The 26,159-nt window shown below is 48.5% G+C and carries 18 protein-coding genes; all 18 read left to right on the top strand.

Annotation, left to right across the window (positions count from 1 at the left end; translation table 11 throughout):
* The first annotated feature begins 73 nt into the window (after positions 1–73).
* On the top strand, positions 74–928 hold the full coding sequence (locus AC3WTJ_RS15505) for an ABC transporter permease (protein ID WP_492522529.1): 855 nt from the start codon (positions 74–76) through the stop codon (positions 926–928).
* A gap of 92 nt (positions 929–1,020) precedes the next feature.
* Positions 1,021–1,818, top strand: a complete 798-nt coding sequence (locus AC3WTJ_RS15510) for a carbohydrate ABC transporter permease (RefSeq protein ID WP_157317886.1) — start codon at positions 1,021–1,023, stop codon at positions 1,816–1,818.
* A gap of 85 nt (positions 1,819–1,903) precedes the next feature.
* The gene (locus AC3WTJ_RS15515; RefSeq protein ID WP_492522530.1) at positions 1,904–3,691 is read left to right on the top strand and encodes a sensor histidine kinase; all 1,788 of its coding nucleotides are present in this window, start codon (positions 1,904–1,906) and stop codon (positions 3,689–3,691) included.
* The gene (locus AC3WTJ_RS15520) at positions 3,688–4,731 is read left to right on the top strand and encodes a response regulator transcription factor (RefSeq protein ID WP_492522531.1); all 1,044 of its coding nucleotides are present in this window, start codon (positions 3,688–3,690) and stop codon (positions 4,729–4,731) included. Before AC3WTJ_RS15515 ends, AC3WTJ_RS15520 begins: the two co-directional genes overlap by 4 nt.
* 668 nt (positions 4,732–5,399) lie before the next feature.
* Positions 5,400–5,807 (top strand): hypothetical protein, encoded by a 408-nt coding sequence (locus AC3WTJ_RS15525; RefSeq protein WP_492522532.1) that lies wholly within the window; start codon positions 5,400–5,402, stop codon positions 5,805–5,807.
* 14 nt (positions 5,808–5,821) lie between these two features.
* On the top strand, positions 5,822–6,280 hold the full coding sequence (locus AC3WTJ_RS15530; protein ID WP_492522533.1) for a hypothetical protein: 459 nt from the start codon (positions 5,822–5,824) through the stop codon (positions 6,278–6,280).
* 157 nt (positions 6,281–6,437) lie between these two features.
* Complete coding sequence (gene lacZ / locus AC3WTJ_RS15535) at positions 6,438–9,503, top strand: beta-galactosidase, LacZ type (RefSeq protein WP_492522534.1); 3,066 nt, start codon at positions 6,438–6,440, stop codon at positions 9,501–9,503.
* A 15-nt stretch (positions 9,504–9,518) separates the two neighbouring features.
* Entirely contained in the window at positions 9,519–12,125 is a 2,607-nt protein-coding gene (locus tag AC3WTJ_RS15540; RefSeq protein ID WP_492522535.1) for a family 78 glycoside hydrolase catalytic domain, read from the top strand.
* Positions 12,126–12,229: 104 nt separating this feature from the next.
* On the top strand, positions 12,230–14,044 hold the full coding sequence (locus AC3WTJ_RS15545; RefSeq protein ID WP_492522536.1) for a sensor histidine kinase: 1,815 nt from the start codon (positions 12,230–12,232) through the stop codon (positions 14,042–14,044).
* 112 nt (positions 14,045–14,156) lie between these two features.
* Positions 14,157–15,518 (top strand): ABC transporter substrate-binding protein, encoded by a 1,362-nt coding sequence (locus tag AC3WTJ_RS15550; protein WP_492522537.1) that lies wholly within the window; start codon positions 14,157–14,159, stop codon positions 15,516–15,518.
* Between the two features lie 80 nt (positions 15,519–15,598).
* The gene (locus tag AC3WTJ_RS15555) at positions 15,599–16,468 is read left to right on the top strand and encodes a carbohydrate ABC transporter permease (RefSeq protein ID WP_326059176.1); all 870 of its coding nucleotides are present in this window, start codon (positions 15,599–15,601) and stop codon (positions 16,466–16,468) included.
* The gene (locus AC3WTJ_RS15560; RefSeq protein ID WP_157317894.1) at positions 16,468–17,286 is read left to right on the top strand and encodes a carbohydrate ABC transporter permease; all 819 of its coding nucleotides are present in this window, start codon (positions 16,468–16,470) and stop codon (positions 17,284–17,286) included. Before AC3WTJ_RS15555 ends, AC3WTJ_RS15560 begins: the two co-directional genes overlap by 1 nt.
* Positions 17,287–17,323: 37 nt before the next feature.
* Positions 17,324–18,892 carry a response regulator transcription factor gene (locus tag AC3WTJ_RS15565; RefSeq protein WP_492522538.1) on the top strand — a complete coding sequence of 523 codons (1,569 nt, stop codon included), beginning with the start codon at positions 17,324–17,326 and terminating at the stop codon, positions 18,890–18,892.
* A 12-nt stretch (positions 18,893–18,904) separates the two neighbouring features.
* Positions 18,905–20,629: a hypothetical protein gene (locus tag AC3WTJ_RS15570; protein WP_492522539.1), complete on the top strand. Its 1,725-nt coding sequence runs from the start codon at positions 18,905–18,907 to the stop codon at positions 20,627–20,629.
* Positions 20,630–20,728: 99 nt separating this feature from the next.
* Positions 20,729–21,409, top strand: coding sequence for an aspartate/glutamate racemase family protein (locus AC3WTJ_RS15575; RefSeq protein ID WP_492522540.1), 681 nt, complete (start codon positions 20,729–20,731; stop codon positions 21,407–21,409).
* A 33-nt stretch (positions 21,410–21,442) separates the two neighbouring features.
* The gene (locus AC3WTJ_RS15580) at positions 21,443–22,702 is read left to right on the top strand and encodes a ribulose-bisphosphate carboxylase large subunit family protein (RefSeq protein ID WP_492522541.1); all 1,260 of its coding nucleotides are present in this window, start codon (positions 21,443–21,445) and stop codon (positions 22,700–22,702) included.
* A gap of 6 nt (positions 22,703–22,708) precedes the next feature.
* Positions 22,709–24,151 (top strand): four-carbon acid sugar kinase family protein, encoded by a 1,443-nt coding sequence (locus AC3WTJ_RS15585; RefSeq protein ID WP_492522542.1) that lies wholly within the window; start codon positions 22,709–22,711, stop codon positions 24,149–24,151.
* A gap of 132 nt (positions 24,152–24,283) precedes the next feature.
* Positions 24,284–26,077, top strand: coding sequence for an adenine deaminase (gene ade / locus AC3WTJ_RS15590; protein WP_492522543.1), 1,794 nt, complete (start codon positions 24,284–24,286; stop codon positions 26,075–26,077).
* The last annotated feature ends 82 nt before the right edge of the window (positions 26,078–26,159 follow it).

A 26,159-nucleotide genomic window follows, 5' to 3' on the forward strand; every position in this document is an offset into this window, starting at 1 on the left:
ACATTATTTCACAAAGGGGGAGAACGCCCTGTTTGCACAGATCCGATCCAAAGAGTCCTGGGTGCTTATTCTCATGGCAATCCCCGGGTTACTCTACTTTTTTACTTTCAAATACATTCCTCTGGCAGGTAATCTCATCGCATTTCAGAATTACAACCTATTTCAAGGTTTTATGCACAGCAAATGGGTGGGGTTGGATCATTTTCTGACGTTGTTCCGATACGATGATTTCTGGATTATTATGCGCAACTCCTTAAAATTGGGGCTTTACTCCATTTTATTTGGTTTTCCGGCGCCTTTGATTCTAGCCTTATTGTTGAACGAATTACGGGCAATGTGGTTGAAACGTCCACTTCAGACGATGTTGTATTTACCGCATTTCCTGTCATGGGTTATTGTGGGCGGTATCTTTTCCAATCTGCTTGACGCTAAGGGCTGGATGAATCAATTGCTTCATTACGTTGGTCTTGGACCCTTTGACTTCCTGGGGAACTCGACAACCTTTCTAGGAACGATTATATCTATTAGCATTTGGAAGGAAATTGGATGGGGCACTATCATCTATTTGGCCGCGCTAGCCGGAATCAATCCGAGCTTATATGAAGCTGCCACTGTAGATGGGGCAAGTCGAATTAGGCAAATATGGTCGATTACGCTGCCATCGCTGATGCCGGCAATTATCGTTCTGCTGCTTCTTAGAGTAGGGAATCTATTGGATGCTAATATTGAACAAATGCTGATGTTCTTAAACCCGCTTGTGCGAGATGTCGGTGAAGTATTCGATACCTTTATTTATAGAGTTGGCTTGCTAGACAGCCAGTATAGTTACTCTACTGCAATTGGTGTGTTTAAATCCGTCATTGGGTTGATATTGTTGACGTTGGTGAATACGTTAAGCAGAAAAACAACAGGTGAAAGTGTTTATTAGACAAACAGGAGGGGATTGACCTGAAAATCGCTCGTTCCTTTCAATGGTTTTCAGTTGTAAATATAACGGTCTTGATTGTAACCAGTTTGAGCATGATCGCGCCATTAATTCACTTATTGGCTGTGTCGCTTAGCCTCCCGGAATATGCGAATGCCAAATTGGTAGGGCTTTGGCCCAAAGGCATGCAGTTTGATGTCTATGGATCTATTTTTGCGTTAGACGAGATTTGGAAAGCCATGGGAGTAAGCATTTATATTACTGTCGTGGGAACGCTTGTGACGCTGCTCCTCTGTTCGCTCTTAGCCTACACGCTTACGAGGCCGAAGATGCCGGGGCGGACAATCATTTTGAAGCTTATTGTCGTTACGTTCGTGTTTCCTGTCCCTTTAATTCCGAGTTATTTGTTAGTCAAACAGTTGGGCATGATTAATTCGCTTTGGTCTCTCATTATTCCTGGAGCGATGAGCGCATTTTATGTTCTGATCATTCGGACTTTTTTTAAAGCACTTCCTGGGGAATTGTTTGAAGCGGGCAAAATGGATGGTTGCGGGGAACTGCGCATCTATACGCGAATTGTTTTGCCATTATCTATGCCCGTATTGGCGACTATTACGTTATTTCATACCGTCAGTCAATGGAATTCCTATTTTTCAGCAACCATATACATTCGCTCGCGAGACTTGTACCCGCTTCAAGTTCTGCTGCGTAATCTCATTGTAGACAATGGTGCCAATACCGGAATGAGCGATTTCCAACTAAGTACGCAGTTTACGCCGGAAATGATGAAAGCGGGCATCGTGCTCGTCGCTACCTTACCGATTCTCATCGTGTATCCGCTGCTTCAAAAGCATTTCGTAAAAGGCGCGATGCTAGGTTCGGTCAAAGAATAGATTAGGGTATCTTGATTTCGTAAAATACGTTATTTTTATAGTAGACAACATAGAAGATCAGACGGAAGAAAAAGGGGAATGCAGTATGCGAATCAAGACGATGACGATTAAGTTAAAGCTGGTTCTGCTCTTCTTCGGCTTCTTCTGTTTGCCGTTTTTAATCCTAGGTAAGTTCTGGTACGATCGTTCCATGGAAACCATTGAGGATAATGCCATTAATAATAACCAACAGCTTATGCGCCAAATCAACTACAACCTTGATGTCTATTTTTCTGATATAAAAAAGGCGACACTTCCTCTGCTTGCCCATCCACTCGTACAGCAATTTGTCAAAATAGACCCTAATAATCAATATGACTATTATGATTTAAGCTCGCGTATTCGGGCGGATCTCATTCCCAACATGGTCTATAATCGAGATGATATCTATGGACTGTCCATTATTTCACTGAAAGGTCCTTATTATAGCAACATAGCTTTCTCAGATCGTGTAGATAGTTATAGAAAAGAATTCGCTGATAACAACAAGGACAATTTTCGAATTTTGGGTATTAGCATGACAGGAGACGGTACGGAGGTTATTACGGTCTTTCGAAGAATCATCGATAATGAGACATATGTAACCGCAGGTTATCTGATCATTGATTTATCCTTGAACCGAACGACCGACATCATTAACCAAGCCCAACTGGGTAAAACAGGGATGATCTCCATCGTGAACACGGACGACAAGTATTTGTATCATCCTGATCCGCAAAAATGGCAGCAGCTACTGCCGGCAAAATATAAGAGTCATTTCGAAAACATAAATACGCCTTACTTTACAAACGGGACAGGAGCAGGCAAGTCAATTGTTGTGTATAACCGCTCAGCATCAACAGGGTTAACGATTGTGTCGGAAGTTCCGCTGCGGGAACTGATGGAAGATTTGATTTATTTTCGCAATCTAACCTTAGGGTTTGTCTTGCTGCTCATTGTTTTGGCCTTTGTGACGATTCTCAGCTTTTCACTCTCCATCACGCGTGCACTCTCGCACTTAATGAATTTAATGAAAAAAGTGGAGATGGGCGACCTGAGCATTCGCGCTCCGCTGCGTAAGGATGAAATCGGAAGTCTGAACAGAGGTTTCAACCTGATGTTAGAAGATTTGAATCGGCTGATTAAAATGATACATACTTCCCATCAGAAGGAAAAAGAGATGGCCATTCACCAAAGAGAATCCAAGATTCAGATGCTGCAAGCGAGAATTAACCCCCATTTTCTTTATAATACGTTGGGAGTTATCAATGCCTATGCCATCATCGCCAAGGTGAAGCCGATCAGTCAGATGACGGTATGGTTGTCCGATATATTCCGATACAGCATCGACAATCCGGAGGACACGGTATCGCTGGCTGAAGAAATCCAGCACATGTTCAACTATATTCACATTCAGAAGGAACGTTATCAAAGCTTGGAAGTAGACGTCGATTTGGACTTGAATGGTTTGAAGGATATTCATACACTTCGTCTCACGATCCAGCCGATTGTCGAAAATGCCTTTATTCATGGCTATGAGGATTATTCGATTAAGCCCACGTATATTGGCCTTCGAGCCAGCTTCGATGATGGTGGAATCAAACTTTTGATAATCGACAAAGGCAGGGGGATGCCGCCAGATCTGGTGGAGACGTATAATCAAGCTTTTGCCTACATGTCGGAGGAGCAAATGCTGCAAGCAGGCGCTCCATTCGGAGGGATCGGCATGTGGAACGTTCACAGCAGGTTAAGACTTGAATTCGGTGAACCCTATGGCCTTTCCATTGTGTGCTCAGATAACACGGGAACCATTGTCGAGATTAAAATGCCTTATCGGAAGGAGCGATCCGTATGATGACCGTCGTCGTTGTCGAAGACGAACCGATCGTAAGAATGGGGCTGATCGCTCTGATGGAGACGGAAGCCGAAGGATTCAAAATCGTAGGGGAAGCAGAGGACGGGCAGATGGCCCTTGCCCTGGCAAGGCAGCATGTGCCGGACATCCTTATTACGGATATTCGTATGCCTGTCATGGATGGAATAGCCTTAATGTCGGCTCTTAAACAGGAAGGCATTTCATCTTCGGTCATCGTAGTATCCGGTTATGGGGAATTTGAATACGCTCAGCAAGCTTTGCGTGCCGGTGCAGCGGATTATTTATTGAAACCGATTAATGAGGAACACCTGCTGCCAACATTACATGCCTTGCGGGAGAAGATATTGCTAGAGAAAGCACGTATTGTTCATGACAACAAGGAGCAGTTATGGTCATTCAAAACGAGTGCGAAGCAGCTGGCCCGCGATTTATGGGATCTCCGGGAGCTGGAGATTGAGAAGGAGCTGAACTCGTTGCAGCATGAATTAACGAATAACCGGTTGACTGCCTATGATATGGAAAGAAAACTGACGGGTTATATCGCCTTGTTGGAAGATGAATTTCGTTCTGTTTCAGGGCAAGAATTACCGTTTCCGCGAGGTTCGGATAAGAGTACCCATCACTTCGACACCTTCATTGCCCATATCTATGCCGCCATGAAGTCGATTCGGGGGACGAGAAACTGGGGATACGGAAAGGTGATTCAAGCGGGAATTGCCTATGTGGAGAAGCATTTTGGCGATCCTGAGCTTACATTAACGAAAATTGCCCAGCAGCTGGAAGTCAAACCGGCTAATTTCAGCCATATGTTTAAAACAGAGCTTGGCGTTCCCTTCAGCCAGTATCTGATCCGATTGAGAATGGATAAAGCCGCCAAACAGCTTGCGGATTCGGCTAATAAAGTTTACGAAGTTAGTGCGGCTGTTGGATTTTCGGATTATGTGCACTTTTCCAAGATGTTCAAGCGTCATATGGGCTTCACTCCCACGGAGTATCGTCAAAGGAAGTGGAAATTGTAGTCGCTCAACAATTGTTTAAAAGGAAATTCTGGAACCCAAGTGTATTTTAACGAGACAGGGATTGCGCACACGATTGGTAAAGAGGAATTGTAATTACTCAAAGTATGGATGATGTACCTTTTGATTTACGGCACCTGAAATTCCTTTGATTCATAAGGAGTTTCAGGTTTTTTGTTTTGTATCTGAGATTAAGAGCGATTGTATGAGCAGCTATGACTTTTTGCTGGAAAGCCTAGAGGCGAAACTCACTTTCAACCCGATAAATTTTAATAAGCAAATTCAACGTATACAGATTACAATGCGCCTAGTATTTTGATTAGATGTAAAATAATATTAATAAAAACTTTACTAGAATATGAATTGAACTATATAGGTCTTTATGCTAAAATTTGGGTATAATTTAAATTCAAAAAAATTCCATTAAAATATTATTAATGGAAAATAGATAAGGGGTATTATTACAATATTAGCCACTAATTATATGTTTCTGCATCTTCCGATTTGACCTAGAAACGTAGTATTAATCTATTTTATTAAGATTGGTTGTAGCGTGGGAAACCTCTATTACAACCAATTAAGAATCCTTACATCAAGTGAAGGTGAATGCCTTGGACTAATTCAAAGAATTTTTTTTGGCGGATTTAATCTAATTTAAATGGAGGTATTAAATGATTGCTGGTGCTCTTTTCGGAGCTAGTGCATCAGCCGCATATGCAGCTTCTGCAACCAGTAACACTATAACTTTTGGTCCGATCAATGGTTACAGTTATTATAATTCTGCTTCTGTTACAACGTTTAGTCCTAAAGTAAGAGCAACAACAAACATTAGTAATGTAAGCAGCGTCAATGTCCCTTCAGGCTATATGGGAGTATCAGCAAGGCTTTACAATGATATTAATCAATTAATTTCATATACAGACTTTGTTTATAACTCTGTTTCCGCTGTCGGAATTGGTTATTCTACATCAGATTATACTGTAAGCGGGACGTACTATAGTCAAGGTTACACCAAAGCTTATAATGGCAATGGATATGATATTCAAAGCACATACCAAAGTCCAAATCTTAACAACTGAGGAGATGATTTAATATGGCACTTAAAAGGACGATTCTAAAACCTGTTGCGTTGGGTCTTGTTTTTGCACTAGGAGTTGGAGTGGGAAGTATTAGTATTACAAAAGCTTTAGCTGATTCTAATCCTCCTCAAACTCATGCACAAACCAAATCAAAAAATGATTATCCCAGAAATAAAGAAGGAAAAGCCTATGGTTCATTAGCGACAGCTAAATCTCCTGATGACGCACCCGATTTAATTAGTGCAACTGGGGTTGATGGCACTTCTGGTTATATCAAATCTTCAGACTTGTTTGGGGACGAGCCGAAAAGCCCCCAGGAGGCAATTGAAAAACAGAAAAATAGAGTCTCAAGTGATCGTTTTATCTCCTTATATGATGTAGATGGACAAACCGTAATTGGCAGATTTAAGGTCGATGTTCCTGATGAAAACAATATGAATTATACGATTAAGGGCTCAGAAGTAACTAAATAGGTATTTTATTTCCCCTTGGCATTGCTAAGGGGATTTTTGTGTAATGTTTAAGGTAGTCTAAGCACAGTTTTCACAACAAAAGTGGTCGGATTTTTGAATAGTCACCATGGCTATTCGTAGACTATGCTGAAAAGGATAGACGATGGAGGCGAATAACATGATGCCTGGAGATCACATTCCAGATTGGCAAAATCTAAGCATTCTAGAGAGAAATACAGAGGCGCCGCATGCGGATTTGATTCCATATGACGATTGGGAGAGTGCCCTCCTTAATGAAAGAGAACGCTCGCCTAATGTGCAGTTGCTGAATGGCGAATGGGATTTTAAATACGTGGAATCTGTGGCGGAAGTGCCGGTCGATTTCTATATGGCAAGCTTTGAACCGAACGGCTGGGCTACAATACCGGTCCCTTCCAACTGGCAGTTACACGGGTATGGGAGACCCCATTATAGCAGCTGCCCGTATCCTTTTCCGATCAATCCGCCATATGTACCTAACCAAAACCCGGTTGGCTGCTACAGAACGCAGTTTCACTTCCAAGAGACAACGCACAATCGACGGGTTCATCTTGTTTTTGAAGGGGTGGATTCCGCCTTTCACGTTTGGATAAACGGCCATTTCATCGGCTATAGCCAAGGCAGCCACTTTCATTCCGAGTTTTATGTAAGCCCTTACTTAAACGAAGGACAAAATGTTATTGCCGTACAAGTGTATCAATGGAGCGACGGCAGTTATCTGGAGAGCCAGGATAAATGGCGGATGAGCGGGATTTTTCGCGACGTTTACTTGTTGTCCACCCCTCAAGTGTCGGTGAGGGACGCTAGAGTCAGGACTCATTTGGATGAGGGTTATGCCAAAGTGAAATTAGAGATCCGCGTTGCTTTTGCGGGCGTAACGGAGGCGTCTTTTTCCAAATCGGATTTCTTTCAACTCCGAACGACGCTGTTGGATGCGGATCGGCATATCGTCTGTGATCGCTACCATCATGTGCGGCAGGATGAACCTGTAGCAGAGCTAATTCATGAGGTGCTATCTCCTCGATTGTGGACGGCGGAAACGCCTTATTTATACACATTACTACTCACCATGTATGACAAGAAACAGCAAATCGTAGAGGTCAAAAGCATTCACGTCGGTTTCCGGGACATTAGGATCAAGGAGGGACAACTGCTCGTTAACGGCAGTCCGATTATTATTAAGGGCGTTAATCGTAACGAGTTCGACCCTGAGCTAGGCTATGTAACGACGAGAGAATCGATGCTGCGCGACATCACTTTGATGAAGCAGCACAACATCAATTCGGTGCGCTTATCGCACTATCCGAATGATTCACGATGGCTGGAGCTGTGCGACCGTTATGGTTTATATGTCATCGATGAAACGGATCTGGAGACGCACGGATTTCACTTTTACGGGAATGAAGGGCATCTGGCACAGCAGCCTGAGTGGGAAGAAGCGTTCGTCCAGCGGGCGAAACGTATGGTTGAAAGGGATAAAAACCATCCATCCATTATCATGTGGTCGCTTGGCAATGAGTCCGGCTACGGGGCTAATCATGATGCCATGGCAGCATGGATCAGGGAGGCCGATCCGACGCGTCCGATTCATTACGAACGTGCTTATGATGCACCCGTCGTTGATGTCGTCAGCTCGATGTATCCGGCGGTGGAAACCGTCATACAAGAAGGCTGCAAGGACGATAAACGCCCTTACCTCATGTGCGAATTCGGGCATGCCATGGGCAATGCGGTGGGGAATTTGCAAGAGTATTGGGAGGTAATCTACGCATACCCACGGCTGCTTGGCGGCCTGATTTGGGAATGGGCGGACCAAGGCATCAGGCAGCAGGCGGAGCGAGGAGAAGCCTGGTATGCGTATGGCGGCGATTTCGGTGAAGAGCCCCACAGCGGCCATTTCTGCCTGGATGGGCTGCTTTTCCCGGATCGGTCGATCAAATCTTCTTTGTTGGAATACAAGAAAGCCATTGAGCCGGTGAAAATCGAGGTTACGGATGCAGCGCTAGGCAAGCTGAGGGTCCGGAACAGGTATGATTTTGTGTCCTTATCCCATTTACAGGGATTATGGAGCTTGTGGCAGGATGGCGTCATGGTGGAAAAAGGGGAGCTTGCAAGGCTGCACACGCCTGCGGGCCAGACTGAGGACATCCACGTCCCTATTGACGTACACAAGCTGAAAAACAAGGGTGAATACTGGCTTCACATCCATTTTATGCTGCGGGATCCAGCCATCTGGGCTGAAAAGGGCCATGAAATCGCCTGGGCGGATATTCCGGTGCTAACGGTCACTGAGGCATCTGAGCCGAAGGATGCCGTTCAAAAGGCAACTCCTTTGATACTGCAAGAAGCGGGCAATGAAATTACGCTTGCAGGCCAAGATTTCATAGTGGTGTTTGATAGAAATCAAGGCGCAATGACAGCGTGGACGTACAAAGGAGTTTCCTTGCTGACGGCAGGCCCCAAGCTCCATCTATGGCGTGCTCCGGTTGATAACGATGTTCACCTCGCCAAAGAGTGGGTGAAAGCCGGCTACAATCGGCTTGTTACGGATGTGCGCGACGTTGCCGTTGACCGGACGGAAGCGGGAGGCGGCCGGATCACGGTCAAGTCCGTTGTTGGGGCGCGAGGCGGGAAGATTGCTTTTGATTCCCGCGTGGTCTATACCATCGCCGCAGCCGGTGAAATGACGCTGGACGTGCAGATTGACCCGAGGGAGGAGCTGCCGCCGCTGCCTAGGTTCGGTGTAGAGCTTGTGATGCCGGACAGCTTCGACCAGCTGACGTGGTTTGGCCGTGGGCCGCACGAATGTTATGCGGATCGTAAAGAGAGCGGCAAGCTGGGCGTATACAGCGGATCGGTACAGGAGCAGTTCGTGCCGTATATCAAGCCGCAGGAGAATGGCAATAAGGCGGACGTAAGGTGGTCGTCCCTTCGGAATCAAGAAGGAGTCGGGCTGTTGTTCACAGGTGAGCCGACCTTCGACACGAGTGTTCACCACTACACGACGGAGGATTTGGCAGCAACGAAACATGTTCATCACCTCACAAGGGTGGAGCAAACCATTGTCAAACTGGATGCCAGACAGAGTGGTTTAGGCAATCATAGCTGCGGCTATGCGCCTACGCTCGACAAGTATTTGATTAAAGCTGAGCCGATGAATTTTAAGATACATTTGAGACCTGTTTCACCATTAACAGCACAATAAATGGAGGGTTACCTAATGACGACAAGAGTAGCACATTGTAAAACCGAATATATGCGGAATCCGATCGGCCTCGACGTCCTGAAGCCCCGGTTTTTCTGGCAGTTGGAAGCAGATAACCAAGAAGTCGTGCAGAGCGCTTATCACATCATGGTTGCATCTTCTAGGGAAAAGTTGGCGAGTGATCAAGCGGATATGTGGGACAGCGGCAAAGTGAGTTCCAACGCATCGACTCATGTCCCGTATGAGGGGCAACCCCCCCAGTCTGAAGGGGAATATTATTGGAAAGTGCGCGTCTGGGATGGCGCTGGCGCAGTTACGGAATGGAGCGAGACGGCGTTCTGGATGATGGGGATTTTGTCACGAGGCGATTGGAAGGCGCAATGGATCGGACGCAAATCCGAGCCGGGCGCGCTCATGCAGCCATCTCCATTTTTCAGAAAATCGTTCGAGGTCAAGAAAAAGGTGCGTAGGGCTATTGCGTATGCGACAGCATTAGGCGTCTATGACTTGCATGTGAATGGTGAGCGAATTGGTGACCGTTTTGCTCCGGGATGGACGGATTACAACATTCGTGTACAGGTTCAGGCCTTCGATATTACAGACAAGCTGAAGGCTGGCGATAATGCGTTCGGCGTTATTTTGGGAGACGGCTGGTACGCGGGAACGGTAGGGTTTCTCGGTGATAAAGTTTACGGGGAAAGACCGTTTTTCCTCATGCAGGTAAGCTTGGATTATGAGGATGGAACGAAGGAGAGAGTGATTACAGATCGTTCCTGGATGACGGCCAGAGGGCCGATTCAATATTCCGATATGATCAAGGGGGAAGCCTATGATGCGAGAGAGGAATTAACCGGATGGCATGAGCCGGGTTATGTGGACGCAGCTTGGGAAGCGCCGGATGTGCGCTCAGGGTATAACGGACTACTTGTGGCAGCGATTGAGCCGCCGATCCGCATCACCAAGACGATGAAACCGATCAGCGTGAAGAAGACGGCCGTAGGTACTTATATCTATGATATGGGGCAAAACATGGTCGGTTGGACGGCTGTAACGGTGCAAGGTGAGCGAGGAACGATGATTACATTAAGTCATGCGGAGATACTGAATCCAGATGGCACACTATATGTGGATAACTTGCGAGAGGCTTGCCAACAGGATCACTATATTTTAAAAGGAGAGGGACTGGAAAGTTACGAGCCCCACTTTACGTTCCATGGCTTCCGTTATGTGGAACTGATTGGCTACCCCGGAGAGCCTGATCTGGCTACTATCACAGGAAAAGTTGTTCATTCCGATACGCCGGTTACCGGGAAGCTGGAGACATCCGATGCAATGGTGAACCAGCTGTATTCGAACATTACATGGGGGCAGCGCGGGAACTTCTTGTCGGTGCCGACGGACTGTCCACAGCGGGATGAGCGGCTTGGCTGGACAGGAGATGCGCAAATTTTTGCCCGTACAGCGGCATACAACATGGATGTCTCCCGATTTTTCAGCAAATATGTCTGGGACATGGTGGATTGCCAGCAGCCTTCAGGTGCATTCACGGATGTCGCTCCCGACGCGGGCTGGATTCGCCATAAAAACTGGAATACGAGGCTGAACTGGTTCGCCCCGGACAACTCCGGTTGGGGAGATGCCGGCGTCATTATCCCATGGACGATCTATCTCATGTACGGTGATGTACGTATCCTCGAAACGCATTATAAGGCGATGGTCAAATGGGTGCACTACCTGAAAAACACCACCAATGAGCTGGTGCGTCCAGGGTATGCCAATTACGCCGATTGGCTATCTATCGGGGCTGACACGCCGAACGAAGTGCTCGCAACAGCTTACTTCGCTTACAGCACGAAGCTGCTTGCGCAAATTGCCGACGTATTAGGAAAAAGCGAGGAAGCAGACCGATATCAAGCTTTATTTGGCGATATTGCTGCGGCATTCCGCAAAGCTTTTGTCGCTGAGGACGGGCGCATTCACGGCGATACGCAGACGGTTTACGTATTAGCGCTGCAGTTCGGGCTGCTAACGGAAGAACAGCGCGGGCAAGCGCGGGAACGTCTGGTGGCGGACATTCAGGGGCGCGGCGACCGGTTATCAACAGGATTCCTCGGCGTAGGCTACTTATTGCCGGCGCTGACGGATAATGGCTGCTTGGACGTCGCTTACAAGCTTTTGACGCAAGAAGCGTTCCCTTCTTGGATGTATTCCATCAAACACGGGGCAACTACGATCTGGGAGCGCTGGGATGGATGGACGGAGGAGCAAGGCTTTCAGACGCCGTCGATGAATTCCTTCAATCACTATTCTCTTGGCTCTGTCGGCGAATGGATGTTCCGGTATATGGCCGGCATTGAAGCGGATCCTGCGGCTCCAGGCTTTCAGCATGTCATTATAAGGCCGAAGCCGGGCGGTAACTTGAGCTGGGTGAAGGCAAGTTATGAATCTCTTTACGGCGTAGTAACGGTAGAGTGGCGTTTATCCGAGAATGGGGACTTCCATCTTCATGTGAATGTGCCTGCGAATACGACAGCAACCATTCATGTCCCTGGGCCATCTGCGGCTGTGCACAAGGTAGGTTCAGGAAGTTATGTGTTTGAAAACGTTTCTATGCTAAACTAAAGGCAAGTCAAACAGACCGGAATCGGATAGCGGGTGAGCGGGTAGCGCAGCCTTCTAAACCGATTCCGGCTGTTTTCGCATAGATAGAAAGGCGGGTCATCAAGATGCGTTGGATGGAAAGCTTAAGGAAGAGATTAGAGACCTTATTTCCTAGAATTCGTACGATGCTATTATTAAGTTATTTCGTCATTATTCTTTTCTGCATTGCCTTGATTGGAACCGCTTCATTTTATATCTCCTACAATTCCATGGCGGAACGCGTAGAAACCGCCAGCTCGCAAATCGTCCGGCAGATTGAATTTAACATGGATAATGATTTTCATAATAAAAGAAATCTGCTCCTCGCCCCCTACTATACACAGGAATATATTGACAACATTAATGCTTACCCGACGATGGACAGCCAAAATAAATTTCTATTCCGCCAGAAGCTTGGGGATCTGTTTTTAAAAAGCTTTAACATTACGCCGATTCCCGATTTTATCCGTTTTCAGATCTACTACAGCGATGGGGAGATGCTTAATTCCTCTGATAATACCTCCTTCGGCAGCCCGAGCCAGGTGCTGAACGCCGAATGGTTCAAGCAAACAATAGCCAAAGACGGGCTCGTGAATTTCTTCGCTTCCCCCCCGGTAAGTGGGCAGGAGGAAAGTCCGACAGCCTATTCGACTTCGATGCTGATTCGCGATTTCTCGAATCCGACTGGATTTATTGTGGTGCGCGCCGACTATAATTACGGTCTGTTTAAAGGCATCGGTCAGCGTGCAGACCTGACGAAGAACAGCCGTTTTCTTATTTTAAATGAGATTAATAATCCGATTTACGATTCCGCAGAGGGGCATGCAGCCTTAATGGATGCAGAAGCTTTATCCCAGATTAAAGGGGATGGCGGCAAGTTTTGGACGGGCAGCGGCGATCAGACGATGCTGGTTTCGTACACCCGCTCCCAATACTCCAATTGGAAAACCGTGCTTATCATGCCGAAAGAAGAAATATTCAGCCCGCTGGATTCCATCAAAACGACAGCTATCTGGACAGCTTTGGTTGCTTTTCTGGTGACTGCGATTCTATCGCTGTTGTTCGGAAGAAGCATTACCAATCCGATTCTGGATTTATATAAAACCGTTAATCACATTAAACGTGGCGATTTTTCCGTGAGGGTGGATATTAAGCGGAAAGATGAAATCGGCCGAATCGCGATGAATTTCAACGCTATGCAGGATGAGTTGCAGAAGCAAATCGAGACGAAGTATGTTTATCAAATTAAGCTGCAACAGGTGGAGCTGGCGATGCTCTATTCGCAGATTAACCCACACTTTCTGTACAACACGCTGGATAGCATCAAAGCTATGGCTGATTATCACCATGTAGAAGAGATTGGCCAGATGTCGCAATCGCTAGCCGATATGTTCCGTTATAACACGAAAAATACGGATGAAATCGTTACGCTGCAGGAAGAACTCGTACAGATTGACGCGTATATCAACATTCAGAGTATCCGTTTCGATGGTAAGATTGACTATCAATTGGAAATCGAAGATGATCTGTACCATTTTCCAATGTTAAAAATGACTCTGCAGCCACTGGTCGAAAACGCGGTTTTTCACGGTATTGAGCGCAAGAGAGGAAAGGGCACGATTCGCCTCAAGGCTTGGAGGGAAGCGGAATGGGTGTATATCCAAGTCAAAGACGACGGTGTCGGCATCTCGGAGAAACGGCTGGAGCAGATTCTGGCCTCGCTGAGACAACCGCTTTATCAGGAAGAATATAAGCTGTCTGCCGCAAGCGGAGGGATTGGCGTCCAGAACGTATATGCCAGGTACACGATTCGTTACGGCGAGCAGTTTCAATTCCAAATTGAAAGCAGAAAAGGGATAGGAACGGAAGTGACGCTGAAACTGCTTCAGCAACTTGGTTGAGATTAGGATGTAGGAATATTCAACATAGAAAGTCGTTATCGTGCATGGGGCAAAAGTAAGCGGTTGCAATATAATCAAATCTGTAAGGAATATTGAAGGAGGGGTACAGAAAATGAGGAAAATGAAAACGGTAACACTGTCTGCGTCGGTTGCGGCAGTTATGGCATTAACGGCTTGTGGAAGCGCAGGCACAAATACAATGAGCAGCACACCGGCAGCTGCAACGCCCGCTGCATCAACAGCCGCAGCAACAGCGGCTCCAGCGAAAAAAGATCCTGTCACACTGACGTTTGCGATCGCCAATACGGTTGATGCCACACCTTTTAATAAAATCTTCAAAGAGTTCGAAACGAAAACAGGCAATAAGGTCGAGCTGCAGGCACTGCCTGGCGGCGATTTCGACAACATGATGAAAACGCGCTTCTCCACGGGCGACTTCCCTGATCTCTTCCTCATGCAGCCAGGCCCTAAGCAGTACGTTAAGCTGAGAGCTTCTGAAACGCTTCGCGAGTGGTCGGGGGATCAGGCGGTATGGGATCGCATTATTCCGACGATGAAAGATTTTCAGGCGGATGCGAACAAGAAAATTTATGGTGTCCCTTTCGGAGCTACCGGCATGATGGGCATTTATTATAACAAGGATGTATTCAGCAAAGCGGGCATTCAGCCTCCCAAAAATTATGCGGATATGATTGAAGGCGCTAAGAAAATAAAGGCAGCAGGCATCACGCCTTTCTATGAAGGTGTCAAAGACGGTTGGCCGCCACAAGTGTTCTACTTCACCGGTTGGGTATCGAATGTGGACCCGGCGATCGGAGATGCAGGGGTTCAAAATTTAGAGAAAAATGCGCTCAAGTTGGCCGATATTCCGGCACTCAAAGACCTTTTTGCCAAACAGAAGGAATTAAAAGATCTTGGACTGATTCAATCCAATCCGCTGGCCGGCACATTTGACGAGCTGCAAAATTTGATGGGCGAAGGCAAAGTCGGTATGGCCTTCATGCTCGACGGCATTATTCCGCAATTGGAGAAGAAATTCGGGAAAGAGTTCGTGACGAATAAAATTGGCTTCTTCCCGTTCCCGTCCGCTGCGGATGCAGGAACAGCCATGATCACGCCGCCGAACCAATTGATGATTCCGAATAAAGCGAAACATGCCGATGTGGCTGCTGAGCTGGTTAAATTCATGATTTCGCCGGAGATGGTGGACCTGTACTACCAAACGAGCCCAGGTATCCCGATTTTCCAAGGCGCTAAGAGCAGCTTGTATCCTGTGCAACAAACGGTGAAGGATCTGATCGACGCGAATAAAGCGAAAATTAACGTGCAAAATCGTTTGACACCAACCTTCGCTGATTTCCAAAAAACGCTGCAAACATTCTTCATTGACGGAGATGTCGACAAAGCGCTGAAGGAATTCTCTGCGAACTATGAGAAGGATGGCAAAGCCAAACTGCTTGACGGCTTTAAATAAGCTGGTTCGTTCCAAGTCTGTCTGTCCGGTCGGAGCTTGGTTCCGGCCGGAACACTTTATGAAGAAGGAGGGGAGACGAGATGGGAAAGACGAAATACCCGCTTTATTTTTCATTCCCGGCTCTCGCCGTGTTTCTATTGTTTTTCATTACTCCAACGATCATTGGGTTTTATTACAGCTTTACGGACTGGAATATCAATGCAGAGCAGATTCGTTTCAACGGGCTGGATAACTATATCGAGCTGTTCAAAGAACCCAGATTGAAAACGGCTTTGATCAATACGTTGATTTTTGCGGCGGTTGTGACCTTGATGCAAAACTTTTTGGGATTAGGATTAGCTTTAATTCTGAATGAAGCACTTAAACTGCGAAATCTGCTGCGCATGATCTTTTTTCTGCCCTATGTGATTGCGCCGATTGTCATAGGTTATATTTTTCGAGCGATTTATCACCCTGAGCATGGCATTGTCAACACGGTACTTGATGCAGTAGGGCTGCATGTGATGGCGCAGGACTGGTTGAATGACCCCAAGTATGCCCTATTCTCAATTATTGTGACGGACCTGTGGCGTGTTGCCGGATTTTCGATGGTTGTATATTTGGCTGGCTTGCAGTTTATTCCGAAGGATTTGATTGAAAGCTCATCCATGGATGGGGCGCAATATTGGCAGCGTTTCCGCTCCATTATATTCCCACTGTTAGCTCCGGCACTTACGGTCAACGTCCTTCTCTCCATGATTGGTTCCATGAAGGTGTTTGAAATGGTCATGGTCCTGACAGAAGGTGGACCGGGTTATACCACAGAAGTATTTTATACCTACATTCGCGGGATGTTCAGTACAGGGTTATTCGGTTACGCGACGGCGGTTAACGTTGTTTTATTCGTCCTAGTCACCATTGTTGGCGTTCCGGTACTGATGGCGATGAAGAAGAGAGAGGTCGAGATGTGATGAGGAAAAAGTGGACACTCTGGATACTGGAAATCGTCGCAGTTTGCTTGGCCTGTCTGATTCTGATTCCCTTTCTGATGATTCTGGTCAATTCGTTTAAAGGCATTCGGGAATCGGCGTTATTTGGCCTATCCCTTCCCTCCGAATGGCATTTTACCAATTACAAAGAAGTCTTTCAGCAGGCAAACATTTGGCGGGGCTTTAAAAATAGTATTCTTATTTCCGTCTTGGTTGTCGTCTGTGTGAATTTATTTGCCTCCATGGCTGCTTTCATCATTCAACGAAGAGATGATCGGTTTCTGCAAGGAGCTTATTACATGTTCATTATGGGGCTGATTGTTCCGGTCTCCATTGTGCCTACGATTAAGCTGTTGGGTGATCTTCATATTAAAGGTACGTATTTCAGTTTGATTATGTATTATACGGCGGTGCTGCTTCCTTTTGCTGTGTTTTTGCTCGTGGGCTTTATGAAGTCGATCCCGAGAGAATTGGATGAAGCGGCTTTGCTGGAGGGCTGCAGCTATTTCCGATTGTATTGGCAGATGATTTTACCGCTGCTGCTTACTGTGCTTGTAACCGTATCCATTGTGGTGATGGTGTCGGTTTGGAACGATTTCTTCGGACCTTTCTATCTGATGACAGATAGCACGAAGTGGACGATCGTCCTGCAAATCTTCAATTTTGTCACGATGTACAGCACGAATTGGGGCGTTGTGTTTGCCTTCATGGTGCTTGTCATTGCCCCGATTCTGATCATTTATTTACTGCTGCAAAGATACATTATTGACGGGCTGACAGCGGGTTCCATGAAAGGTTGAGTCAAGCGAATTCTAAGTCTTTGAGGAGGTACAGGAAATGCGAAGAGTCATCATTGTAGACGATGAAAAGTGGATACGAAGAGGATTAATTCAGTCTATTTCCTGGAACGAATGGGGCTTGGAGCTTGTTGGCGAAGCAAGTGACGGGGGAGAAGGCTATGAGATGGCTTTGGATAAAAAGCCGGACCTGCTCTTCCTGGATATGCGGATGCCGGGCCTCGACGGTAAACAGCTGCTGGGCATGTTCAGCCAAGAGCTCCCGGACTTGCTGACGATTGTGATCAGCGGATATTCGGATTTCGAATATACGAAGGAAGCCATTCGCCACAAAGCCTTTGACTACCTGCTTAAGCCGGTGAAAAAGGAAGAGTTGGCTGCGGTGGTGGAAAAGGCGCTTCTTGAGCTGGATCGGCGCGAAGCGGAGAAACGCAAAGCCTCCCGCGTCCAAGGAGAGGATTGGCTGCGGCAGCTTCTGCTGCATGCCGAGGAAGGGGAGGAAGCCTTCGTTCCTTCCAGTTGGCAAGCCGGTGAATATGCCGTGATGCTCGGTCACACGGACACTTTCCAAGAGCATTGCGATCATGCTCGTCTGATGCCGGTGATTCATGAGCAGTTAAACCGGATGAAGCCCTTCCTTTTTGGGGGGCGGTGGGAGTACGAGGTTACGACGCTGCACGATAGCAGCCGGGAGATTGCGATTGCGCTTTGCGGGGCTCGGTTGGACGCCAAAGATTTTAGCCGGCTGCATACAAGTGTGTTGGCTGCTATAAAGCAGGCGGGAAGCGTTAGTATCAGCTTTGGCATGAGCACTAGGAAGCTGGAGGCTGCCAAGCTGGGGGAGGCTTATCACGAAGCGAGAAAAGCTTTGTCTGGGAAACTCCTGTCAGCGGTGAACGCCTTGCTTTTTGCAGAGAACAAAGCGGTGCCGTTATCCGGCATGTATCCGCAGGACCAAGAGAATTCGTTCTTATGGGTGCTTCAATCCGGAAATAAGCAGGCTGTGGAGCAGGAATTCGAGCGGTTATTTGCGGCATTCGTAAGCGATGTTACGACGGTGGGGCATTTGCAGTGGAGTGCGGATTTACTCCTGCATGCGGTGGAGAAGCAGCTTCAGGCGAAGGATGTTCGATTAGAGGAGATTTGCGGCAAAAATACGCACATGTATTCGGAGCTGATTCACCAACGTAACGACGTGGACGCGATGAAAAAGATTTTCAAAGATGACCTGCTGCCTGCTGTGCTCTGTTTCTACGGCCAATCCGGGGAAAAGCAGGGAGAGAAGGTCGTCAGCGAGCTGAAAAAATGGATGGAGAGCAATTACGATCAGTCCCTCTCCTTGCATCAAATTGCCAGCAGCTATTATTTAAATGCTGACTATTTAAGTCGGATTTTCAAAAAGATGACGGGGAAAAATTTCGTCGATTATTTAACCGATATCCGTTTGCATAAGGCCAAAGAGCTGATGAATAAATCAAAATACAAAAACTACGAAGTCGCGCAGAAGGTGGGCTATGAGGATTACCGGTATTTCAGCCAAATTTTCAAAAGAAAAATCGGCATGACCATCGGTGAATACCGCAAAGCCATCGGTCAAGCGGACCAATAAGGAGAGAACGGTATGTCGAAACATTTAATTCCCGATACGCTTATGCTCGAAGAACGCGCCGCACACGCCATCAATGCCATGATCGGCATGGCGGACCGCGACCATAACTATATTCCTTTTTTTGCAGCTGATTTGATGCACAAACCTGCTTTTATGACGCATGGCGATTGGGACTATGGTTCCTCGCACGGACGGATGATCGATGGATTAATTCTTGCCCGCCACATGTCAGGAGAAGAGTTCGGCAAAGAGGTCGAGGAGCGTTATCGTGCGAACCTGTTGTCTTTTTTCAAAGAAGACGGGATGAGCTACAGACAGATCAATCCAACCCGCAATTGGGAGCCGAATGCGAACCTGATTGATCAGCGGGCGGTTATTTTATCTTTGACGACTTGGTTCATGGAATCGGGGGACACGAAGGTTAAAGAAGCGGCCGATCGCCACGTAGCGGCACTTAAACGTATCGCGATTAAAGAGCGCGATGTCTGGTATTATCCGGCTTCGGAATACAAAGAAACGGGCTGGCCGTCGAATAACGCGATCCAACTGCGTTTGGCGCCCGATCCGGCAGCTTTCTGCGGCCGTTTAGTCATGCCTTTGTTGAAATATCATGAGCTTACGGGCAATCAGGATGCTTATGAACTATGCCAATTTTTTACGGCATTAATTATGGAGCGCAGCGGTGTATTCAATCAAGACGGCAGTTTCAACGACTCGCTGGCTTATCGAAGCGGGCACTTTCATACGCGGATTGGCACGCTTGACGCTATCGCGAGATTTGGTGTCTACACGGGCGATGCGGCTATGCTCGCTTGGGTCAAGAAATGCTACGATTGGGCGTTGACCAAATGCACGAACTTCGGCTGGACGCCAGGCGATCTGCATGAGCAAGCTTATGAGCATGAAACATGCTCCTTGGTTGACTTAATCGCGACAGGCATTACCTTGGCTCAAAGCGGCTATGTGGAATATTGGGGAACGGTGGAACGGTTTTTGCGCAACCATCTGGCGGAATCACAGCTGCTGGATCTGGATTGGGTGGAGGAAGCGGATGATAAGTCGGCTGACATTCCTGCGAATAAAAGCTTCTATAAAGTAGCGGAGCGGACACGGGGTTCTTTTGCAGGTTATTCGGCGCCTAATGATTTCGTTTGTGATGTGAATGAGGGACGCGGCCATACGAACGATTTGCAAATTTGCTGCTTAGGCTCAGGCACACGCGGGCTTTTCATGGGTTGGAGTAACACGATTACGGAGAAAAAAGGGACGATCAGCGTCAATTTTCTATTAAATCGCGGCTCCAAGTGGCTGGACGTCAGCTCCTACCTGCCGCATGAAGGGAAAGTCGTGCTCGATATTCACACGGATATCTCTCGTCTGCAGATCCGAATCCCGGAGTGGGCCGGCTTTACGAAAATCAAGTATGTGCGTGAACGTAATGGCGAAGTGATTGAAGGCAAAGGCAGCGAAGCGAGTAGTTTGGTGAACAAGCACTTCCTCTTGCTGGGGGCAGCTGTCGCAGGTGAGAAAATTACGGTGACCTTCCCGCTGAGCTTCCGCAAGACGTTGGAGAATGCGGTAGGTCAAACCTTTGAGACGGAATGGCGTGGGGATGATGTTGTAAATATAACGCCGAAGGGTACGAAGAAACCTTTGTACAGTGGACGGCAGGTATTTGAGGAGGCTCCTATGCGGGCTGGGGAGTATCGCCGATTGGGTAAGGAATTTGTTTGGTAAGTGAGTGAATGAGTGAGTGAATGAGTGAGTGAAAGAGCAAATGAGCAAATGAGTGAAAGACATTCTGCTTTCGGAGTGAAAGCGACTAGGAGGAGTTCCATGCAAACCGTTGTTGCGATTTATACAGGTCAAGGTTTAGCCGACCCTTTGAAAAAGGTGTTTCAAGAGATGCTGCCGGATATTCGGCTCGTGAATATTATCGATGACAGCCTGATTGGCGATGTCGTGCGTGCCGGGCACATACCCGAAGTCGTGTCCCGCCATTTGGTGCAGTATTATCGGCACGCGGAAGAGCTGGGTGCAGATGTAATCCTCAACACCTGTTCCTCCGTTGGCGATGTGGCGGATGAAGCTGTGGAGGCCATCGGCATTCCGATCGTGCGAATCGACGAATGGATGGCGGCCAAAGCGGTAGCCGGCTACACGCGGATTGCCGTGCTGGCAACGCTGCCATCTACTTTGGAGCCAACCTTGCGGCTTATTCAGCGCAAGGCGGACGAAGCCGGCCGAGAGGTGCAGCTTGTGAGCGGGCTCGCGGAAGGCGCCTTTGATGCCTTGATCAGCGGCAAGCCGGAAGAACACGACCGTTTGCTGCTGGAAACGGCGAAACGGGCAACAAATGACGCCGATGTGCTGGTATTGGCGCAAGGCTCCATGGCGCGCATGGAGCAAGCGTTGGCAGAAGCAACAGGCAAGCCTGTGCTTTCATCCCCAAGATCCGGCGTAGAACATGTAAAGGCTGTTCTTGAAGCAGCCAAAGAAACGAAGACAGGGTCCTAAAGCGATTTGGCTTAGAGAGAGGGGAGAAACCATATGGATCAAGATCGTGTTACAGCCGTCTACCTAGTAGAAACGGCGTATTCGCTGGAGCGGGCTGCCGCATCCATCGCCGGCGAGCAGTCCACGGGGACGTTCACGGCTGTGCCTGGAGAGACCGATGCCGTGAAGGAGCGGCATGGCGCAAGAGTGGAGCGTATCGAGCCGTTGGACAATACGGATACGCCCTCCCTGCCGGGCGCGAAGGCGCCGCCGGGGCATGACGGCAAATATCGTCGCGGGCGAGTGACGGTATCGTTTCCCCTTCATAATTTCGGGCCTTCCATACCGAATTTAATGTCTGCTGTTGCAGGCAATTTGTATGAGCTTCAAGAATTGTCAGGGCTGAGACTCTTGGATTTGGAGCTGCCAGAGGCATTTACGGTGCGATACCCTGGCCCAAAATTTGGGATAGAGGGGACACGGAAGCTGACGGGCGTGTATGACCGGCCGATCCTTGGGACGATCGTGAAGCCCAGCGTAGGCTTATCCATGGAGGAGCTGTCGGCTTTGGTGGAGAAGCTGGGGAGAGCGGGCATGGATTTCATCAAAGACGATGAATTGAATGCAAATCCCCCATATGCGCCATTAGCGGACAAAATCAAGGCTGTCATGGAGGCGGTCGAGCGAGCTGCAGATGCTACGGGCAAGAAGCTGATGTACGCTTTTAATATCACAGGGGATTATGACGAACTGCGCCGGAATCATGATTTGGTTGTAAAAGCCGGCGGCACCTGCGTGATGGTCAGCATACTAAGCGTCGGGCTGTCGGGGCTGACGTATTTGAACCAATTCAGCGAGGTTCCCATTCACGGACATCGCAATCAATGGGGCATGCTGACACGTTCGCCGTTGCTGGGCATTGAATTCACGGCTTATCAGAAGCTTTGCCGGTTAGCCGGGGCTGATCATCTGCACGTTAACGGTTTAAATAGCAAGTTTTATGAAAGCAACGAATCGGTGGTCCGGTCGATTGCGGCTTGCACGGCGCCGCTGCTCGGTGGCTATAAAGCAATGCCTGTCGTATCCTCAGCCCAGTGGGCGGGGATGGCTCCGGCTACGTATGCGGCAACGGGGAACGTCGATGTGATGCACTTGGCAGGCGGAGGCATGCTGGCTCATCCGGATGGCCCTGCAGCCGGCTTTGAGAGCATGAAGCTGGGCTGGGAGGCGGCGGTTCAGGGGATACCGCTGGATGCCTATGCGGCGCAGCATCCTTCCCTGCAAAGGGCGATTGAGAAATACGGGAAGGGGTGAAAGCCGATGAAAGATACCCCTAAAGTGTTTAAAAAGGAAGTGGCCATTGGGCGAACCGCCAGAAGGCCGCTCTGTTACTACGGTGATGATTTCACCGGGTCTACGGATGTATTGGAGTCGCTGTTTCAGGCGGGGCTGAAAACCGTCCTGTTTCTGGACCCTCCCACGCCCGAGCTGCTGCAGGAGCAGTTTCAAGACGTCGATTGTTTCGGCGTCGCCGGTGTGGGACGCTCCTTAACGCCCGAGGAGATGGAGCGGGAGCTGCGTCCGATTTTTATGACACTAAAAGCTGCCGGAGCCGCCGTCGTGCACTATAAAATATGCTCGACCTTCGACTCCTCGCCCGGCACGGGCAGCATCGGCAAAGCGGCGGAAATCGGGCGCGAGGTATTTGGCGGCCGGTACATTCCGCTGCTTGTCGGCGTTCCGTATCTGGGCCGGTATACGCTGTTCGGCAACCATTTTGCAGCTGGGGGCGTAGGAGGAACGGTGCATCGCTTGGATCGCCATCCAACGATGTCCAAGCATCCGGTTACGCCTATGGCGGAGTCCGATCTTCGCAAGCATTTGGCGCAGCAGACAGCGCTGAAAACGGCTTTGCTGGATATTAAGGCGCTAGACGGCTCGTATGCGGATGTGCGGGAGCGCTTGGAGGCAGTCATCCGCCAAGAGCAGCCGGATCTGCTGCTATTTGACGTACTGGACGAGCAGCGTTTGGAAGCGGCCGGCAGAATGATTTGGGAAGAAGCAGCGGAGCATGATGGCCTGTTCGTCATTGGGTCTTCCGGTGTAGAATACGCGCTTGGAGCCGTATGGCGCATAGACGCGGGGACTTTGGATGCCGCAGCGGACAGCCGCAGGTTACGAGCGGAGGCCTCACAGGCTGGGCCACTGTTGGTGGTTTCAGGCAGCTGTTCGCCGATAACCGAGGCTCAGATCGGGCATGCGCTGCAAGCCGGTTTTGCAGGCATCCGGGTTCCTATGGAGGACTTGCTTAGCCCAGAAACGCGGGAAGCGGCAAAGACTGCCTTGCAGCAAGAAGCGCAGCAATGGCTGGCTGGCGGCAGAAGCGTCATTGTATACTCGGCCACGGGGCCTAACGATGAAAGCATTGGGCGCCTGCGAGAGGTGCTGTCCGCCCGGGGGATTAGATCGGAAGAAAGTAGCCGTCTGCTTGGCCATGCGCTAGGCGAGCTGACGAGAGAGCTCGTTCGGCAGCTCGGTATTTCGCGTGTTTTGATAGCAGGAGGAGACACCTCAGGATATGTGACTAGAGAACTTGGCGTCTACGCGCTTGAGTGCATTTCCATTCTTGACCCTGGCGGACCGCTTTGCAGGGCTTATGCCAATGAGCCTTCGTTTGACGGTCTGGAGCTTGTTCTCAAGGGCGGCCAAGTTGGCGGCGTGGATTTTTTTGAGCGGGTCGCCGGGTACAGGTATGAGGACTGATTTACATGATTTGCGATAGGAAGACTATTTTCTGCAGCGTTGCAGGGATAGTCTTTTTCTGCTTCTCCGGCTTTGGGTTGTCATCTAAATGGGCTATAATAGGAGTTGAAATTCATAATAGGGAGAACTAACATGACTCAATATAAAAGAAATAAATTGGTTGAAGTGAGCGGCAAGTTGGCTAAAGTCGCCATGGGCAGCGCTTATGCGGATGTGGTCATTAGAAACGGTACACTGGTCAATGTGTATTCAGGGGAATTAATTGCGCATATGGATGTCGCTGTGGCCGAGGGACGAGTGGCATTTGTCGGGAACGCCGACCACACGATTGGTGATCATACGATTGTTATTGAGGCAGCTGGGAAATACATAGCTCCTGGATTCCTGGACGGTCATATGCATGTTGAAAGCACGATGCTTTCTGTTACGGAGTTTGCCAAAGCGGCTCTGCCCAAAGGAACAACGGGGATCTTCATGGACCCTCATGAGATTGCCAATGTGTTCGGTTCCGAAGGAGTAAAGCTGATGCATGAAGAGGGGCAGCAGCTGCCGCTCAAAGTGTTCACGACGTTTCCATCTTGCGTGCCTGCGACAACAGACTTGGAAGATGCGGGTGCCAGCCTGGAAGTGAAGGATATTGAAGAAGGATTGCAGTGGGAAAATGTAGTCGGACTAGGTGAAGTGATGAACTTCCCTGGTGTCGTCTACGGGGATCCGAAAATGTGCGGAGAAATTGAAGCGACGATTAACAGCGGTAAAGCCGTCACGGGGCATTTTCCAAGCGAAGATGACCATATGCTGCAAGCTTATATCGCGTCCGGCGTGACCTCCGATCACGAAACCGTAACACGCGAGCAAGGGCTGCACAAAGTCCGCATGGGCATGCATTTGATGATTCGCGAAGGCTCTGCTTGGCATGATGTCAAAGAGGTCATCAAGGTGGTTACCGAAGATAAAGTGAACACCTCTAACATTTCCCTCGTCACGGATGACGTCAGTCCGCAAACACTGGTGGAAAAAGGACATCTCAATCATGTGGTGCGCCGTGCGATTGAAGAGGGCGTCGATCCTGTTACCGCGATTCAAATGGTGACCATTAATGTGGCGCGCTATTTTAATCTGGAGAAGGATCTGGGCAGTATTACGCCAGGAAAATGCGCAGACATTTTATTGCTTGATGATTTGCAAAAAGTTGAGCCTGTAACTGTCATTACTGACGGGAACATTATCTTTGACCAGGGCCAAATTGTTGCAGATTTCCCTACGTATGTGTATCCGTCGCATATTCGCAGCTCCATGAATGTGAAGCGGGAGCTGACGGCGCAGGACTTTCAGCTTGCTAGCCGCGGTAACGATGAGCGAACAAGCGTCAATGTCATTCAGGTGATTGAAAATAGTGCAAGAACAGCGAAAATGACAGCCACGCTAAGCGTCGAGGATGGCATTATTCAACCGGATATCCAGCAGGACGTTGTCCGTCTGGCTTGTATTGAGCGGCACCGCGGCACAGGTGAAATTTCGCTTGGCTTCACGAGCGGATTTCAATTGAAATCCGGCGCTGTAGCGTCTACCGTTGCGCATGACAGCCATAATTTGATTGTTATGGGGATTAACGAGCAAGATATGGCTCTCGCTGCTAATGAGCTGGTCAAATTGGGAGGCGGCACTATCGTCGTAGAGAACGGCCGTGTGTTGGCTCAGGTGCCGTTAACGATAGCAGGCCTTATGTCCGACAAATCTCTGCTTGAAGTCGTTGACGAAGTTGCCGGGCTCGAAAAAGCATGGAAACAAATCGGCTGTCCGTTAAACGCACCGTTTATGACTTTTTCATTGATCGCACTGCCGGTTATCCCTGAAGTTCGGATTTCAAACCGTGGAATAGTCGATGTAACTCAGTTTAAGCTCATTGACGTGGAACTGGTTTAGGTTATTGAAAGGTGCCCCTTAGGGGGTAGAAACCGAGGAACAGTTTGCTTATTTAAAAAGTCATGGCTGCCATCAGGTGCAA

The organism is Paenibacillus sp. FW101-FHT12H11 (assembly GCF_058790355.1).